The 16,812-nt window shown below is 73.2% G+C and carries 9 protein-coding genes; 2 read left to right on the top strand and 7 right to left on the bottom strand.

Annotated elements, in window-relative coordinates; translation table 11 throughout:
- Position 1: 1 nt before the first annotated feature.
- The 4 genes from AB0R04_RS09095 to AB0R04_RS09080 all read right to left on the bottom strand — a co-directional run bounded on the left by AB0R04_RS09095 (position 2) and on the right by AB0R04_RS09080 (position 3,806).
- The gene (locus tag AB0R04_RS09095) at positions 2-715 is read right to left on the bottom strand and encodes a hypothetical protein (RefSeq protein WP_363369433.1); all 714 of its coding nucleotides are present in this window, start codon (positions 713-715) and stop codon (positions 2-4) included.
- A gap of 84 nt (positions 716-799) precedes the next feature.
- Complete coding sequence (locus AB0R04_RS09090) at positions 800-1,006, bottom strand: hypothetical protein (RefSeq protein WP_363369431.1); 207 nt, start codon at positions 1,004-1,006, stop codon at positions 800-802.
- Positions 1,007-1,108: 102 nt separating this feature from the next.
- Positions 1,109-2,530, bottom strand: a complete 1,422-nt coding sequence (locus tag AB0R04_RS09085) for a helix-turn-helix domain-containing protein (protein WP_363369429.1) — start codon at positions 2,528-2,530, stop codon at positions 1,109-1,111.
- A 91-nt stretch (positions 2,531-2,621) separates the two neighbouring features.
- Positions 2,622-3,806, bottom strand: coding sequence for a helix-turn-helix transcriptional regulator (locus tag AB0R04_RS09080; protein WP_363369427.1), 1,185 nt, complete (start codon positions 3,804-3,806; stop codon positions 2,622-2,624).
- A 117-nt stretch (positions 3,807-3,923) separates the two neighbouring features.
- Here AB0R04_RS09080 and AB0R04_RS09075 point away from each other — a divergent pair, with 117 nt between their 5' ends.
- Positions 3,924-4,472: a flavoprotein gene (locus AB0R04_RS09075; protein ID WP_363369425.1), complete on the top strand. Its 549-nt coding sequence runs from the start codon at positions 3,924-3,926 to the stop codon at positions 4,470-4,472.
- A 132-nt stretch (positions 4,473-4,604) separates the two neighbouring features.
- On the opposite strand, the gene AB0R04_RS09070 is transcribed toward AB0R04_RS09075, so the two are convergent.
- From AB0R04_RS09070 to AB0R04_RS09060, 3 genes are read right to left on the bottom strand one after another with little or no spacing between them, the layout of a single operon-like run.
- A complete protein-coding gene (locus tag AB0R04_RS09070) occupies positions 4,605-11,942 on the bottom strand; it encodes a thioester reductase domain-containing protein (RefSeq protein WP_363369423.1) in 7,338 nt (2,445 codons plus the stop codon).
- A 57-nt stretch (positions 11,943-11,999) separates the two neighbouring features.
- On the bottom strand, positions 12,000-12,857 hold the full coding sequence (locus AB0R04_RS09065) for a methyltransferase domain-containing protein (RefSeq protein ID WP_363369421.1): 858 nt from the start codon (positions 12,855-12,857) through the stop codon (positions 12,000-12,002).
- Positions 12,854-15,406, bottom strand: coding sequence for a lantibiotic dehydratase (locus AB0R04_RS09060; RefSeq protein ID WP_363369419.1), 2,553 nt, complete (start codon positions 15,404-15,406; stop codon positions 12,854-12,856). The genes AB0R04_RS09065 and AB0R04_RS09060 overlap by 4 nt, the downstream gene beginning before the upstream one ends.
- A 140-nt stretch (positions 15,407-15,546) precedes the next feature.
- Here AB0R04_RS09060 and AB0R04_RS09055 point away from each other — a divergent pair, with 140 nt between their 5' ends.
- Positions 15,547-16,749: a M20 family metallopeptidase gene (locus tag AB0R04_RS09055; RefSeq protein WP_363369417.1), complete on the top strand. Its 1,203-nt coding sequence runs from the start codon at positions 15,547-15,549 to the stop codon at positions 16,747-16,749.
- Positions 16,750-16,812: the final 63 nt, after the last annotated feature.

The following is a 16,812-nucleotide window of genomic DNA, read 5'->3' as shown; positions in this document are numbered from 1 at the left end:
GTCACCTTCCCTGGCTTCCGGCGGGGAAGAATCCGCCGATCTGGGTGCGGGGGTAGAGCGTGGAGTGGGCGCCGATGAGGGTGGCGGGCTGGAGCACGGTGCCGGCGGGGACGATCACTCCGTCGCCGATGACCGCGCCGAACTTGGTCTGGCCGGTGGCGACGCGGTGGCCGTCGAGATGGGCGCAGACCTCCTCGGTGGCCGGCTCGACGACCGGGCCGCTGGTGACGCGCAGGCCGGTGGTGGACACGAACGCGCCGATGTTGACCCCCAGGCCGAGGACGGAGTCGCCGACGAAGCTGGTGTGCTTCATGAAGACCCCGCCGGTGAGCAGCGAGCGGGTGACCTCGGCGCCCCAGCCGATCCGGCAGCCGGGACCGATGACGGTGTGGTCCCGGACGCGGGCTCCGGAGTCGATCACCGAGCCGGGGCAGACCAGTACCGGGCCGGTGACGACCGCGCCCTCGGCGATGACGGCGCCGGCCGCCACGGTCACCTCGCCGCGGACGACGGCGCCGGGCTCGATGACCCCGGCTCCCTCCGGCAGCTCGATGTCCAACCGTCCGGCCAGCAGGTCGACGATGGCCTTCTTGAGCCCGAAGATGGTCGGACAGCAGCTCAGCAGCCGCGCGACGACGGGGTCGGCGACCTGCTCGGTGTCGATGTAGTACTCGGGGGTGGTGCGGTAGTCGATGCGCGCCAACGCGGCACTCATCGTGGGAGCTTCGGGTAGCCGGTGCATGGCCGGGGCTCCTCTCGGGCGAGCGAGTGGAAGGAGGGGCGGTGATGAGCCGGATGCCTACTGAATGGGCAGGTCCGGGGCAGCGGCGACCGCGGCCTCGGGCCGGGCGTCGACCTGCTGCTGGACGGCGAACCCCAGCAGGACGAGCACGGGCAGGTGCAGGGCAGCCCAGGAGGCGGTCAGGAAGGTGCCGAGCCGGTCACGGTCCTGCGGGGCGGCGAGCCGGGGACCGGCGGGGAACGGCGAGGTGCTGGACGTCGGCATGTGAGAGCCTCCGCAGCGAAGGGACGGGTTGGCTGTCCCAGTGAACTGCCGGCTCGTTGCCGTGATCCGTAGTCGGACTACGGGCCGTAGTCCGACTACGAGTCAGATGCCCTGTACGCCTGCGCGGGCGGCGAAGTCGCGAACGCCCGGAAGCCGGCGGTCGTACCGCAGAAGGCCTACGGCGAGGTCGCGGACGGCGCCCCGACGGATCTCCTGAGGGGCCGCCTCCTCGGCGGCGAGCAGTGCCCGGTAGCAGTTCTCGTGCTTGCCCCACTGGTCGAACGCGCGGGCCACGTCCGTGAAGAACCTGGCCTGCCGCTCGGCCGTCGGCAGCGCGCTCGGGTCGATCGTCCTGGCCAGCTCGATCGCCCGGCCGGCGTCTCCGAGCTCGTAGTGGACCGACAGCTCGTGCAGGGCGACACCCTGGATGCCGTCCACCAGGCCGGAGGCCCGGCCTGCGGCCGCGGCGCTGTCTGCGGCCTCCCGGATGAGGGCGTGCGCGTAGGACCGGTCTCCGGACTTGGCCGCGGTGTACGCGGCGGTGGCGTACAGGTCTCCGCGCGTGGCCAGACGGGCGGCCTCGGCCACCGAGGTGTCGGCGAGCAGGTCTTCGGCGGCTACCACCACGATGTCGGTCGCCCGAGCCAGGCTGCCCTGGCGGCGCCACGAGCTGGAGACCATCCGTTGGGCTTCCGCGGTGATCAGCGGATCGCCGCCCAGACGGGCGGCCGTCAGGGCGCGGTCCGAGGTCACGGCCACCAGGTTGTTGTCACCGATCTTGATGGTCAACCTGGTGGCGATGTTGTAGAACCGGGCGACGTTTCGGGCACGTTCCTCCGCCGTACCGGCCATGTCGGCAGCCGCGAGCCGTCCGGGCAGCGCCTGCGCGAGCATGTCGTACCGGGCCGCCTTGAACTCCTGGCGCGAGGACACGAGAGAAGCGGCGACGGACTTCAGGGTCGGCTCGCGACGGGGAGCCGGGGCCCTGCCCGGCCCGTACAGCAGCAGGTCCTCCAGGCCGGACAACGGCGACACCGCCTCCGCGTGCGCGACCTGCTGACCTGCGGCCGGGGTGACGAAGGCGGCAACCGCCAGGGACAGGAACGGGCGGCGTCGCACATCGTCCTCCTCGGCACCGGAAGTCGTCGCCAGCGTAGCCGAGCTGACACGGCGTCGTGGTGGTCTCGGCTTCGTGGCCGCGGGCTGCGGCAAGGCCATCAGCCTGTCGATCTCAACGCCCAGGGTCGAGGCCATCCGCCGTAGGAGCTGCATGTCCTGGACCTGCTGGACGTCCCGCTCGACCTGCGACATCCAGTCCTCGCTGCGGTTGAGCTCCGTCGCCAGGCGCAGCTGCGTCCAGCCCATCTCTGCGCGATGCAGCGAGACGAACCTACCGAACGTGATGCTGCCGTCGGTCACCGTTTCCCCCGGTACTCGTAGTCGGGACCCGCGGGTTGTTCCCGCGGCAGAGGAACCGGGGGCTCCCGGCGGAGCCCATGTGCTGGTGCCGAGCGAGGGAGGCATGCGAAGGCTCCTGCCATGTCGGTGAATCCGTCATGAACAAGGTCGAGCCGTCGCAAGTCCAGAACTCACACAACTCTGTGTCATTTCGTCGTCACATCCCGATCCAGGAGGCGAAGTTGGACATCGACTCCGGGATCCGCCGCTGCGCTCGGAGTAGGCCGGCCATCGTCTCGCGCACGGTGGGGCTGTGGCGGGACTGCTGTGGGGCGAGGCGGCGTGCGTCGAGGAGGCGGCGGAAGGCGGCGTCGCCCTTGCCGGTCCACAGGAGGGCTCGGGCGATTTCGGCGTGGTGGTGCGCGGCGCGGCTGGCCGGCCAGGACGCGGGGATCTCGATGCTCCGCGCGACCTGCAAGGCCTCGTGGTAGAGCGCTTGATCGATCAGGCAGCTTGCCCGATGGGCCGCGACGTTGGTCGGACCGAACGACAACCAGAAGACCCCCGGCACCTCACCTGTTCGCCCCGCGATCCTCTCGGCCGTGGCGAGGTTCCCGTCGACCGCCTCCGTGTCGCTACTCCGGGCGGCAAGGACCGCGATTCCGAGGTGCACCTGGCCGGTCACGGCATCCCGCTCGACGCCCGGATCGGCCTGCTCGGCCGCCTGGCGGGCAAGCTCAGCAATGCGGATGCCCGTCCGGTACTGGCCGGCGCGCAGATAGGCCAGCGCCCGGCTGTACTGCCTGATCGCCGCGGTCACGGCGTCGGAGGCCCGCTCCGCCGCCCATCCCATGCGGTCGAGGGAGATCGACGCGAGGTCCTGGAACCCGAGCTTGCTCGCGAGGTCGTAGCCGGAGCGGTACTGCATGGCGAGGGCCTGCCAGAGACGTCGATCACCGCTACTGTGCGCCGCGGTCGTGGTCTCGGTGATCAGGCCGGGCAGTTCTGTCGCCGCGCTCCGCAGATCCGACGCCCGGATCAGGCGGCAGACCCGGTCGGTGTGGTTGACGAGTTCCTCGGTCGGACGCGGTGCCACGTCCGGGTCGGCTCCGAGGTCGAAGATGTCGAGGGATTCCCGGATCGGCTGGATCAGCCCGTCGAGCTGGTCGCGCCGCAACTCCTCGATGTACGGGCGTCCTTCGAGATCGGCGACGGGTACGGACAACGCCCTGGCGATGGAGGCGAGGACAGCCGGGCCGGCCTGCCGCTTGCCCTGCTCGATCTGAGCCATGTGGGACGCCGAGATCCGCGCCTTCAGGGCGAGTTCGGTCTGGGTCATGTGTCGGAGCTTGCGGGTCTGCTTGATCCGCTTGCCTACGGTGTCAGGCGTGAAGTCGGTCATGGCGCGTTCCTTGAGGAGTTCGGCCCGGTGGTCCGACGGTAGCGCCAAGTAGTCAGGCGCATCATCGAATTCGGCAGGGTTTGCCGCCGGCCATCCCCACGGGGTTCGATGACTGCCATGTCCACCACGCGCCCGGTCCTGTACCTCTTCGGCTCCGCCGCCCCGCCGGTCCTGAACATGGCGCAGGTCGTGCGCCACGCCCAGTTCAGGGGGTGGGAGGTCGCGCTCGGGCTCACCCCGACCGCGGCGAGCTGGCTCCAGGACGAGCTTCCCAAGCTGAACCGTCTGACCGGCCACCCGGTGAAGTTCGCGTACCGTCGGCCGGGCGAGCCGGACGTGCTTCCGCCCGCCGACGCGGTTCTGTTCGCTCCCGCGACGATGAACAGCATCAACAGCTTGGCGCTCGGCCTCACGACCTCCTGGGTCATAGGGTTCGCGGCCGAGGCGATCGGCAAGGGAATCCCGCTGTCGGTGATGCCGTGTACGAACACGGCGCTCACCGGGCACCCTCAGTTCCCCCGGAGCGTCGCCACCCTGCGTGACTCCGGCGTCCGAGTGCTGCTCGGCGATGGAGGCTTCGTCCCGAACGATCCGGGCCAGGGGAGACCGGAGGCTTACCCGTGGGAGGCCGCACTCGGGGCTGTCGAGGAGTCCATCGGGCGGTGACACCCGGCTGCGGGGCCCGGCCGCCGTGACCGCTGGGGCCGTTGGCCAGAGATTTCTCCCGGCCAACGGCCTTCCGACTCGCGTCGGGACGACAGGGCTTGGACCAACGTGTCCCTCGCCTGCGGCGGTGCCTCAGTAGGACAGTCCCGGGCAGTACACCCCCTGCTGCGGCGCCGTGTACGAGCCGCGTGCCACCAGCGTCTCCAGCCGTTCCAGGGTGATGCCCCGGGTGCGGAACGCCCAGCTCAGGGTCTCGGGCAGCAGCCGGCCCGGGATGCGCAGCCGGGGCGGTGGGCCGTCGGGGACGGCCCGGCGCATCAGCTCGCCGGCGCCCGTGTACAGCGCCCGTGCCGCGGCCTCCGAGGCCGCCGTCAGATGGCCCAGGTCGGACAGGCCCGTGGTGTAGCCGGCGAGCGTACCGCTCGACCGGTCCAGGACCACGTACGGCTGCGACCAGCCGAAGGCCCGCTTGGCCGCCATGTGGATCTCGCCGTCCCGCGCATGGCCGTTGACCGAGCGGTACAGCTCCTGGCACGCGGGCACGTCGTCCTCGGTCATCGCGCGCACCGTGAAGCCGGCCATGTTCGCCGGGGTGGGCGGTGCGTACCCGGCGACCAGGGACAGCTGCTCGTGCGGGACGAAGCCGAGCGAGGAGTAGAGCCGGTACGCGCCCAGGTTGTTGGTCACCTGGACGGCCCGGACCGAGCCGCGGTCGTGCCGGGCGGCCGCACCGATCACCTCGTCCATCAGCAGCCGGCCCACGCCGCCGCCCTGCGCGCCGGGCGCGACGCTGAGCGGGCCGAAGGCGGCGACGGACTCGCCCAGGACGAGGAAGTTGGAGCCTGTCACGGAGTCCGCGCCGTCGACCGCCACGTAGGCGAGGCAGCCCGGGGCCGCGAGCCGGTCCCGGAACATCTCCGTCACCTCGTCCACCGACGACCACTCCGGGTCGAGACCGAGCGAGGCGTTGAGGGTGTTGAAGGCCTCGAAGCAGATGCCCGCCATCGCCGGAAGGTCCTCCCACGCCGCCTCCCGGACCCGGAAGGCCTGCGTACCGGTGTCGACGAGGCCGCCCCCGGCGCCGGCGCCCGGCTCGGGGAAGTAGCCGACGCGGACGAAGAACCCGACGTACTTCTCGAAGAGTTCACGCGTCATCGGCGGGCAGTCGACGCCGGTACCGGCCAGCAGCTCGCGGGTCTGCGAGGTGTCGACGGACAGGTAGTGGTTGCGCCCGCTGTAGATGGTCGATTCGAACGCGTCGATCATCGGGACCATCGCGTTGTCGCGGTCGGCGCGGATGCGCCGCACCCAGGCGTCCCAGCGGAGTTCGTCCAGCCGGTAGCCGAGGGAGCGGAGGGATTCCGTCATCGCGGAGAACGGGAGGTGCGTCCCGTTGGCGAGGTGGTGGTTGCGGCCCGCCGCCCGGTCGTCGCGGGACAGCCGCAGGATCGCCGCGCTGACGTGGTCGACCGGCACCAGGTGGAAGATGCCGGCGGGATCCTGCGGCACGGCACCGGCCTGCACGATGCCCTTCATGCTCAGCCAGACGAAGTCGTGGGTCTGGCAGAAGCCGCGCTCCGAGTCGCCGGAGATCTCGTCCACCCGGTAGACCGAGACCGGCAGGCCCCTCCCCCTGGCGAGTTCGATGATCTGCTCCGCCACCAGCTTCGTCTGCCGGTAGCCGGATGACAGTGCCTCGGCGGGGCCCGGCGGGTCGGTCACCTGGAGCGCCTGCCCGGGGACCGCCTCCGCGGCGAACACGCCGGTGGACGACACGTGGTGGACGGGCACGGTGCGGTGCCGTGCGGCCAGGCGCAGGATCTCCGCGGTGCCCGTGACGTTCGCGTCCTTCAACGCCGAGTACGGGTAGAGGCCGTTGACGGTCGCGGCGGCGTGGTAGACGCTGTCCACGCTGCGGGCGAGGGCGTCGAAGCGTTCGGCGGTCAGCCCCAGCAGCGGCCGGGCGAGATCGCCGACGACCACGGACAACCGGTCCGGGTCGATGCCGTCCCAGAACTCGTACCACTCCAGGTTCTTGCGCAGCCGCGCCCACGCGTCCGCCTCGTCGGCCCCGCGGACCAGGCAGTGCACGGTCGCACGGGTCGTCCGCAGCAGGTCGCGCAGCAGGTACGCGCCCAGGAACCCGGTCGCACCGGTGAGGAGCACCTCCCGCGGGTCGTCCGCGACCCGGATCACCTCGTCGGCGGGGGAGATGTCCGCCGCCAGGACGACCTCGGCGGCGAAGTCCACCGCGTCCTCGTCGACGCCCGGCGTGGCGGACACCGCGGCCAGCACCTTCGCGAGCAGGTGGTCGGCGAGCACCGCCGGGGTCGGGTGCTCGAAGACGAGCGTCGGGCGCAGGCTCACCCCGCAGAAGTCGCTGAACTGGTTGCGCATCTCGACGGCCATGAGGGAGTCGACGCCGAGTTCGAGGAACGGCACGTCGGGGTCGATGGCGTCCGCGCTGTCGTGGCCGAGCACCGCCGCGACCCGGGTGGCGATCCGGTCGATCATGTGGAGGAGCTGCTTCTCCTCGTCCAGTCCGGCGAGCACGCCGGCCAGGCGGGCGGCGACCTCGGGGCGCTCACCCGGCTTGAGCATCCGCCCGGACGGGGCCGCCTCCGCGGCGGTCTCCTCGGCCGCCGACTCCATGACCACGGTCGGTGCCGGGGCGGGGTCGGTGAGTGCGGGCAGCCAGTAACGCTTGCGCTGGAAGGCGTAGGTCGGCAGCGTGACGTGGCGGGCGGCGGTGCCGTCGAAGAACGCCGCCCAGTCGACCGGGACACCGGCGGTATGCAGCGCGGCGGCGACTGCGACGGCGGTCGCGGCACCGGGCCGGTCACGCCGGGACACCGGCAGCGCACGGTGGCCGTCCGTCCGGTCACCCCCGTCGGCGGCGTCGGCGATCTGGCGCACCAGGGCCGTCAGGGACGCGTCCGGGCCCAGTTCGACGAAGGTGTCGGTGCCCCGCTCCCGCAGGGTCCCCACCGCGGCGGCGAACCGGACGGCCGAGCGCAGCTGCCCGGTCCAGTACGCGGGTGTCAGCAGTTCCGCACCGGCGAGGGCGCCGGTGACCGTGGAGACGATCGGCAGGTCCGGCGCACGGTAGGTGAGGGTCCGGGCCACGGCCTCGAACTCCTCGAGTACCGCGTCCATCCGGGGCGAGTGGAAAGCATGACTGACCGTCAGGCGCTTGGTCCTGCCGCCCAGTTCGGCCACTAGCTGGGCGACCTCCGCCACGGCGTCCTCGTCGCCCGAGACCACGACGGACCGGGGCGCGTTCACGGCGGCGATCCCCAGCCGGGACTCCCGGCCGGCGAGCAGCGGCAGGACCTCGTCCTCCGTGGCCTCCAGCGCGATCATGGCGCCGCCTTCGGGCAGCGCCTGCATCAGCTCGCCCCGGGCGGTGACCAGCCGGGCCGCGTCCGCCAGTGAGAACACCCCGGCGACGTGCGCGGCGGCCAGCTCGCCGAGGGAGTGGCCGGCGAGCGCGTCGGGGCGCACCCCCCAGGACCGCAGCAGCGCGAACTGCGCGACCTCCAGTGCGAACAGGGCGGGTTGGGCGAAGGCGGTGCGGTGGATGCGCCCGTCCTTCGCCGCGTCGCCGGCGGCGAGGAGCAACTGCCGTACCTGCGGCGCCAGATGCTCGCACACCGCGTCCAGCGCTTCGGCGAACACCGGGAACGCCTCGTACAGTTCACGGGCCATGCCCGCCCACTGGGAGCCCTGGCCGGTGAAGAGGAACGCCGTGGTCCGGGCGGCACCGGCGTGATCCGTGGTCAGTCCGGCCGCGGGCTCGCCCTCCGCGAGCGAGCCGAGGGCGCGCAGCAGACCCTCCACCCCGTCCGCGCCGTTCGCCCCGCGACCGAGGTCCGCGACGACGGCGGCCCGGTGTTCGAGCCCGGCCCGGGACAGTGCCAGGGTGCGCCCCACGTCCACGGCATTCCGGTCGGGCTCCGCACGCAGGAACGACTCCAGCCGGCGGGCCTGGTCGCGCAGCGCGGCCGGGGACTTCGCGGACAGCAGCCACGGTACGGCGGTGAGCGCTCGGACCGGGGCCGGGGCCTCCTCGGGAGAGGCCGGGACCGGGGTCCCCTCGGGCGAGACCGGGGCCGGGGTCCCCTCCGGCGCGGGGGAGTGCGGCGCCTCCTCCAGGACGACATGGGCGTTGGTGCCGCTGATGGCGAAGGAGGACACCCCGGCGCGCCGGGGCCGTCCGTCGGCGGCCGTCCACGGCCGCGCCTCGTCGAGCAGCCGTACGGTCCCCGACGACCAGTCGACGTGCGGCGACGGCCGGTCCACGTGCAGGGTCGCCGGGAGGACGGCGTGCCGCATCGCCTCCACCAGCTTGATGACACCGGCCATGCCCGCGGCGGCCTGGGTGTGGGCGATGTTGGACTTGACCGAGCCGAGCCACAGCGGCCGTCGAGGGTCCCGGCCGCGCCCGTACGCGGCGAGGATCGCCTCGGCCTCGATCGGGTCGCCGAGCATGGTCCCCGTGCCGTGGGCCTCGACCAGGTCGACCTCGTGGGCGGCCACCCGGGCGTTGGCGAGCGCCCGGCGGATCACCCGCTGCTGCGCCCGGCCGTTGGGCGCGGTGAGTCCGTTGGACGCGCCGTCCTGGTTGACGGCGCTGCCCCGGATCACGGCGAGCACCCGGTGGCCCGCCCGCTGCGCGTCCGAGAGCCGTTCGAGCAGCAGCACCCCCGCGCCCTCGCCGAAGGCGGTGCCGTCCGCCGCGCCGGCGAAGGCCTTCACCCGGCCGTCCGGGGCGAGGCCCCGGTGCCTGCTGAAGGTGATCATGTCGTCCGGGGTGGACATCACCGTGACCCCGCCCGCGAGCGCGAGCCGCGACTCACCGGAGCGCAGGGAGCCGCAGGCCAGGTGGAGGGCGACCAGGGACGCGGAGCAGGCCGTGTCGACGGTGACGGCGGGGCCGTGCAGGCCGAGGGTGTAGGCCACCCGGCCGGACATCACGCTGCCCGAGGTGGCGAAGCCGAGATGGCCCTCGTACTCGGACCCGGGCGCGGCGAGTGTGCTGTACGTCTGTCCCTTGGTGCCGACGAAGACGCCGGTCTCCGAGCCGGCCAGGCCGGTCGGATCGAGGCCCGCCCGTTCGAAGACCTCCCAGGCGACCTCCAGCATCAGCCGCTGCTGCGGATCCATCGCGGTCGCCTCGCGCGGGGCTATGCCGAAGAATCCGGCGTCGAACGCGGACGGGTCGGTCAGGAAGCCGCCGCGCGAGACGTAGCTGGTGCCGGGGTGGTCGGGGTCGGGGTCGAACAGGGTGTCCAGTGCCCAGCCCCGGTCGGCGGGGAAGTCCGAGGTGGCGTCCCGGCCTGCGGCGACGAGGTCCCACAGCTGCTCGGGTGACTCCACCCCGCCGGGGAAGCGGCAGGCCATGCCGATGATGGCGATCGGCTCGGCGCCGTCCGGGTCGGGGCCCGCGGGGGCTGTGCGCTCGGCCGGGAACGCTTCGGCGGCCGTGCGGGTGTCGGTCGACTCCGACGGCTCCAACGGCCCCGACGGCCCCGTCAGCTCCGCGACCAGCCGGTCCGCGAACGCGGCGGGCGTCGGGTGGTCGAACACCGCGGTCGGCGGGAGCCGCAGCCCGACCAGGGCGCACAGCCGCTGCCCTACCGCCACGACGGCGAGGGAGCCGAGGCCGAGGTCCACGAACGGCCGTGTGGGAGCGACTCGTTCGGCTTCGACGCCGAGCGCGAGCGCCACCTCGGTGCGGACCAGGTCCAGCACCGTCCGGGCCCGCTCGGCCGCTGTGAGCGCCGCGAGACGGCCCGCCCACTCGCCCCGGTCGGGTTCGGCCCCGAGGCCCCCGTGCTCCCCGGGCCCGCCGGTGGACGCTGTACCGAGCAACCGGGGGTCCGCGTCCGCCAGCAGATGCCGGGTGACCTTCCCGGACGCGGTGCGCGGAACGTGCTCGACGGCGTACACCTTCTCCGGCACCTTGAAGAAGGACAGCCGCGTCCGGCAGTGCTCGAACAGCGCCTGGACGTCGATGCCTTCGGGACCGGGCACCACGTACGCGACGGGCACCTCGCCGAGCACCTCGTGGGGTTCCCCGCCCACCGCCGCGTCGGCCACGCCCGGCGCCGTGCGCACCACGTCCTCGATCTCCACGGGGTGGATGTTCTCGCCGCCCCGGATGATCAGCTCCTTGAGACGGCCGGTCAGGGTCACCTGTCCGAGGGCGTCCCGGCGGGCCAGGTCGCCCGTGCGGTACCAGCCGTCCCGCAGCACCTGCGCCGTGGCGTCGGGCTGTCCGTGGTAGCCCAGCATCAGGTTGGGGCCGCTGACCCAGACCTCGCCCTGTTCGCCGTCGGGCACCTCGGCGCCGGAACCGTCGTCCACCAGGCGGATGTCCACCCCCGGGACGGGCGGCCCGGCCGCCCCGGCGACCCGGTCGCCCGTCGGCCGGTTCGAGGTGATCGCGCCGGTCTCGGTCGATCCGTACTGGTCCACCAGCGGGACCCCGAACGCCTCCTCGAAACGGCTGCCGAGGGAGGCGCCGCTGGCCGAACCGGCGACGAACCCGAGCCGCAGCGACGGCAGCCGGGTGTGCTCCTGGCGGGCACGGTCCAGCAGGTAGTGGTACGTCGTCGGCACCCCGGCGAGGAAGGTCACCCCGTCGTCGCGCAGGGCGTCCAGCACCTCGGAGGGGGCGAAGCCGCTCATCAGCCGGGCGCCGGCGCCCACGGCCACGACCGCCATGACGCACAGGTTCTGGCCCAGGCCGTGGAACAGCGGCATCGGCCACAGCAGTCGGTCGTCCTGCGTCATCCCGAGCACACCCACGTGGCAGGCCTCCACCAGCCACAGCGAGCTGCGCAGGGAGTAGAGCACTCCCTTGGGGCGGCCGGTGGTGCCCGAGGTGTAGAGCATCCAGGCCGGAGCGTCGAGCGGGCTCTCCTCGGGCGCCGGCCCGTCGTACGGGGTGGCCGCGAGCGTCTCGTACGCGGTGATGTCGTACCCGGTGGTGTCCGAGGTGGTGTCGTACCCGGTGGTGTCGTGCGCAGCGACGCCGGGGGAGTCGCCGGTGAGCACGATCGAGGGCCGGGACGGGCCGGACGAGGCCACCGCGCGCAGCAGCACGTCGAGCCGCGCCGGGTCGCACAGCACCACCGACGCCCCGGAGTCCCGCAGGAAGTGGACCAGTTCGGCCTCGGACGCCTGCGGATTCAGCGGCACGGTGATGCCGCCTGCCCGGATGACGGCGAGGCAACTCTCCACCATCTCCACGCTGTTGCCCATGAGGACGGCGGCGCGGCCGCCCTTCTCCAGTCCCAGCGCGGCGAGCCGGCCGGCGAGCCGAGAGGTCCGCAGATCCAGTTCCCGGTAGCCGACGCCCCGCCGGGCGTCGGCGAAGGCCACCTTGTCCCCGATCCGGGCGGCGTGTCCGCCGAGCAGTTCGGACAGCGGACGGATCAGCGAAGGGGTCGTGTCAGGAGCCATGTCATCGCACCTCTCGGCTCTGTGTTCAGCGCTTGGTAGACGGTTGCGGTCGTGCCGTCAGCGGACGGCCAGCACGGTCCTGGTCGGGCAGGAGAACTCCAGGGAGCCGTCCGGCCCCGCGAGCACCCGCAGCGCCTCGCGCGCCTCGTCGGTCGCTTCGGCCACCCGCTCCGCGGGCACCAGGTCCCACTGCACGCGGGTGGTCACGGTCCTGGTCCACGCCAGGTAGTCGTCGATGGTCTCGAAGCGGGAGTCCGCCGGGACGTGGCGGATCCGTACATCGCTGAAGCCGGCGGCCAGGAAGGCGGCGGCCGTGGACTCCTCACTGGCCAGCGGGCCGCCGAGGCCCAGGACCACCTGCCACGGGTCGTCCACACCCTCGGGGAGGTACTTGGCGAGCACTCCGGAGAGGATCTCGGCGGACTCCCAGCCGGCGGCCAGCCTGCCGTTCTCGGTGGGGAAGGTGGTCGCGGCGAACCTGCCCCCGGGGCGCAGCGCCGCGGCGGCGCAGGACAGGGCCTTCTCCGCCTCGGGCAGCAGGAACAGGACCATCCCGGCGCTCGCCGCGTCGAACGGCTCGGCGAAGGCGAAGTCCTGGGCGTTGCCCAGCTCCGCGCGGGCCCGGCCGGCGACGCCGCGGGCCGTGATGTCGGCCGTGCAGGCGTCGACCATGCCCTGGGCCTGGTCGATGCCGAGCACGAAGCCCTCCGGCCCCACCGCGTGGGCGATCGGGAACAGGCAGGCGCCGCGCCCGCAGCCGATGTCGAGCACCCGTTCGCCCGGCGAGAGCTCCAGGGTGTCGGCGATCATCTTCCCCAGCGGGTGGAAGATCATCTGACCTGCGGACTCGTACTGCTCGGCGGCCTTGTCGTAAGCGTCCCTCACCAGTGAGGTGATGCGGAGGTCCTCGGTCATGACGCGCTCTCTTCCTGTTGTTCCGGGGTCGGCGGATTGTCGGATGTCACCGGCCGCACGATGCAGCCGAGACGGAATTCGGCACAATGCGTTTCGTCCGCCACGCGCCACCACAACTGGTCCGGGGTGGGCAGCATTTCGGACACGACGACTTCCCCTCCGGGAAGTCGCGCGATATCGATCACCGACAGCGGATCGGCGAAATCGACGTACAGCGGCTTGGGCTCGGCCGGATGCTTCACGTAGACGTGGCGCGGAATTCCCTGGGCGGCCCGGAGCCGCTGCACGGACAACCACTGGGTGACGGTGTCCGCGGCCTTCTCCGGAGCCCTTTCCGGAATGCTCAGCCGCCAGCGGGCACGCTGGACCACGACACCGTCCACCACGATCCTGGGGGTGTACGCCCCGAGGTCGACCGGCACCGGGACCAGCGCGGGCCTGGACACCGCGCGGTGCAGCGTCGACGACAGGTCACCGGGGTAGAGCAGCCGCCGCCGGCCGCCCACCACCACCGCGTCGGCCGAAGCGGGCACGACGGCGTCCGCGATCGGCACCACGTCGGCCCGGTCCTTGCCCGAGAGGCCGCTCAGTTCGATGGCGACACCGGGGAGTTCGGGGGTCACATGGGCGCTGCGCCGGCGCGAGACGATGGTCGCGGCGGTCCCGGGCGGCACGGCTCGCGCCACCCGCTCGGTGAAGCCGGCCCACAGCCCGTCCGGGTCGCTGTGCAGCGGACGCTCCAGCCCCCCGAAGATCGAGCTGCAGTCGTCGTGCAGCTCCGAGAGCACCCAGTCGGCGGTGGCCGGGTCGGGGCCCGCCACCATCAGGTCGGGGCTCGGCAGGCAGGCGTCGTCGGGGCCGTACGTCACGGTGTCCCACAGCGGCGCCAGCGCCTCGGCCAGTTCGCTGCCGCTCAGCTCCACGACCGGGGGGCGGCCGTCGGCTGTTCCCGCGGCCTCCACGGCCCGCCCGACCAGTCGGCGCAGCACCGCGTCCAGCCGGTCGCGGCGCGGTGAACGAGCGGGTATCTCCCGTGCGGCCAGTGCGGCGAGCGGCGCCGGGGCGCCCCCCAGCTCGGCGCGCAGGGCGTCGCGGGCGTCCTCCCTGGCCAGCAGCGCCGCGAGGAACACCAGCGGGAACACCGCCTCGGTGACCTCCCGGATGCGCTCCACGACCGGCGCCCCGAAGCCGACCCGCTCGCTCACCGGACTCGACCTGTCCTCGTGGAACAGCTCGCGGTCGGCGTAGTGCCGTCCGCTGTCCTGCGAGACCCGCCCGCCGTCCGCCGCGCGGGCCGCCCGCACGGCGAGGAGGTGCGCCGCCCGCTCGGGCCAAGGCGCCCGCGCGTACGTGTCGCGGACCTCCGCCAGGTTCACGACCGTGTCCGTGGGGTGCTCGGCCGCCAGTCTGGTCAGCGCGTGCAGTTCGGTCGCCGGCAGCCGCCAGGGGGAGACGACCAGGGCCGGTCCGAGTGTCTTCACCAGCCCGGCGGCGTACGCGTCGTCCGCCCCCGCCCGATGCGGGGGCGGCACGGGGCCGGCGGCGCTGACGAGCGAGTCGAGCCGGCTCCCCGGCGCCGCGGCGGCGGCACTCCACAGCGCCAGCGCGGGCCCCGCGACCTTGAACCTGCGCCCGTCCACGGCCCGTTCCAGCACCGGGGACGAGTCGGGCCGGCGGAACAGCGGACTGGGCCACACGCGCTGCCGCGTCAACGGCACCTCGCGGGCGGCCTGCTCCCGCAGCTCCTCCACCAGCCAGGCGCTCGCCTCCACCACGACCCTCTCGCGGCCGGGCGCGCCGACCAGCAGGGTCTCCTCCTGCTCCGGCGCCAGGCGGCCGAACAGCACCGGGCCGAAGAACGAGACGGTCTCGCACTTGGTGGCGAACCGGCGCAGATAGCGGTGCAGGGTGTCGACCCGGCGGCGCAGGGTCTGCGGCAGGGCGCCGCCCTCGCCCCGCGCCTGCGCCCAGCCCGGGTGCGTCAGCGGCGGTGTCTCCAGGGCGGTGTGGTGGAACGAGGGGTTCGACACGAACACGGCGTGCCCGAAGTCCTCGCGGCCGGCGGCCCGTGCGGTGTGCAGCCGGGCCCGCAGCAGGGCCGCCTCCAGCTCGGCTCCGGCCGCCGCCAGCCGCTCGTCGAGCGCGGCGACCAGGGCGTTCCAGCGGGGAGCCCAGTCCGGTGCGCCGGTCGCCGCGAGGACCGCTGCGCACCGCTCGTCCAGGGGCGCGCCGCCGTCCACCAGCCGGCGGCAGCTCTGGAGGGCCCGCAGCGACCGCTGGCGCGGTTCGACCGTCCGTACGGCCTTCCGCAGCCCCGGCCACAGCACGTCCAGGAAGTGCGTACGTTCGGCGGCGACCGCCTGCTCCGCCGCGAGCACCCCGGCGGCGGTGCCGAGCAGTTCCTCGGACGCGAGCCCGTCCAGGAGCCCGGCGGGGAAGCCGGTCGCGCGCAGCAGCGACCAGGGCATCGTCTCGACCGAGAGTTCCCCGTCACCCGCCCGCACGTTCCAGGCCAGTGACGTTGTCGGTGACGTTATCGGTGACGCCATGTCAATTCTCCAGACTGGTCTCGCTTTTCGTCGGAGACTCCGGTAGGAAGGAAAAGGCCAGGGAATTGTCCGGCCATCCGGCCGACGGAGATCCCGGTCATGCGGAGGGGAAAGAGAAGATGCGAATCTCGTCTCGGATCATGCGTGGTTGTCGTGAAAGCGTCGAACGCGCCGAACACGAACTGATCGCGCTGTCGAGGAGTATTCACGCCGAGCCGGAGACCGCGTTCAAGGAGCACCGCAGCGCCGCCAAGGTGAGCGGCCTGCTGCGGGACGAGGGATTCGAGGTGGTGCCCGGCGTCGGCGGCCTGGACACCGCGTTCACCGCCCGCTACGGCAGCGGCCCGCTCACGGTCGGGCTGTGCGCGGAGTACGACGCGCTGCCGGGCCTCGGCCACGCCTGCGGCCACAACATCATCGCCGCCTCGTCGGTGGGCGCGGCCCTGGCGCTGAGGGACGTGGCCGACGACCTCGGCATCACCGTCATGGTGCTGGGCACCCCGGCCGAGGAGGAGGGCGGCGGCAAGATCGCCATGCTGGAGGCCGGCGTCTTCGACGAGGTGTCGATGGCGATGCTCGTCCACCCGGCCCCCGAGGACAACTGCGCTCCCCGCCCCCTCGCCCTGGTTGAGCTCGAAGTCCGCTACACCGGACGGGAGTCGCACTCCGCACTCGCCCCGCACCTGGGCGTCAACGCCGCCGACGCCCTGACCGTGGCGGAGGTCGCCGTCGGCGTGGGCCGCCAGCACTTCGAGCCGCGGCAGCAGGTGCACGGCATCGTGACCCGGGGCGGCGAGGTGCCCAACGTCGTCCCCGCGCACACCAGCGCCCTGTACAACCTGCGGGCCGGCGACATGGAGTCCCTGGGGCGCCTCGAAGCACGCGTCAGGGCCTGCTTCGAGGGCGGCGCCGTCGCCACCGGCTGCACCCACGAGGTCCGCTCGACACCCGCGTACGCCGAACTGGCCCACGACCCGTTCCTGGTGGCGGCCTACCGGGCGGCGGCGACCGAACTGGGCCGCCCCCTGGTGTCCCCGGAGGAGGAGCGCGCGATGCCCACCGGCAGCACCGACATGGGCAACGTCAGCCGGGTCCTGCCCAGCGTGCACCCCAGCATCGGCATCGACAGCGGCGGCGCGGTCAACCACCAGCCGGAGTTCGCCCGGGCCTGCGTGACCCCGGCCGCCGACCGGGCACTGCTCCAGGCATCCGTCGCACTGGCCTGGACGGCGGTGCAGGCCGCCGAGGACGACCAGGCCCGGGAGCGGCTGCTCACGGCCCACGCGGCTCGTCGCGACGCGGGCCGCACTGCTCGTTGTGACGCGGGCCGCACGGCCGGCTGACCGCCGCCGTCCGGACCCCCCCGGGCCGCGGCGGGCGGGGGCGCCCGCCGCCGCGGGGCCGGG

Source organism: Kitasatospora sp. NPDC056731, from assembly GCF_040687675.1.
Taxonomy (GTDB): Bacteria; Actinomycetota; Actinomycetes; order Streptomycetales; family Streptomycetaceae; genus Kitasatospora.
The sequence above is the reverse complement of the archived record's forward strand: the minus strand, read 5'-3'. Positions and strand labels throughout refer to the sequence as shown.

Coding starts and splice junctions, on each gene's coding strand:
- AB0R04_RS09090 (WP_363369431.1), bottom strand. CDS start 1,006: ATGCCGACGTCCAGCACCTCGCCGTTCCCCGCCGGTCCCCGGCTCGCC.
- AB0R04_RS09085 (WP_363369429.1), bottom strand. CDS start 2,530: ATGCCTCCCTCGCTCGGCACCAGCACATGGGCTCCGCCGGGAGCCCCC.
- AB0R04_RS09080 (WP_363369427.1), bottom strand. CDS start 3,806: ATGACCGACTTCACGCCTGACACCGTAGGCAAGCGGATCAAGCAGACC.
- AB0R04_RS09060 (WP_363369419.1), bottom strand. CDS start 15,406: ATGGCGTCACCGATAACGTCACCGACAACGTCACTGGCCTGGAACGTG.
- AB0R04_RS09075 (WP_363369425.1), top strand. CDS start 3,924: ATGTCCACCACGCGCCCGGTCCTGTACCTCTTCGGCTCCGCCGCCCCG.
- AB0R04_RS09065 (WP_363369421.1), bottom strand. CDS start 12,857: ATGACCGAGGACCTCCGCATCACCTCACTGGTGAGGGACGCTTACGAC.
- AB0R04_RS09055 (WP_363369417.1), top strand. CDS start 15,547: ATGCGTGGTTGTCGTGAAAGCGTCGAACGCGCCGAACACGAACTGATC.
- AB0R04_RS09095 (WP_363369433.1), bottom strand. CDS start 715: ATGAGTGCCGCGTTGGCGCGCATCGACTACCGCACCACCCCCGAGTAC.
- AB0R04_RS09070 (WP_363369423.1), bottom strand. CDS start 11,942: ATGGCTCCTGACACGACCCCTTCGCTGATCCGTCCGCTGTCCGAACTG.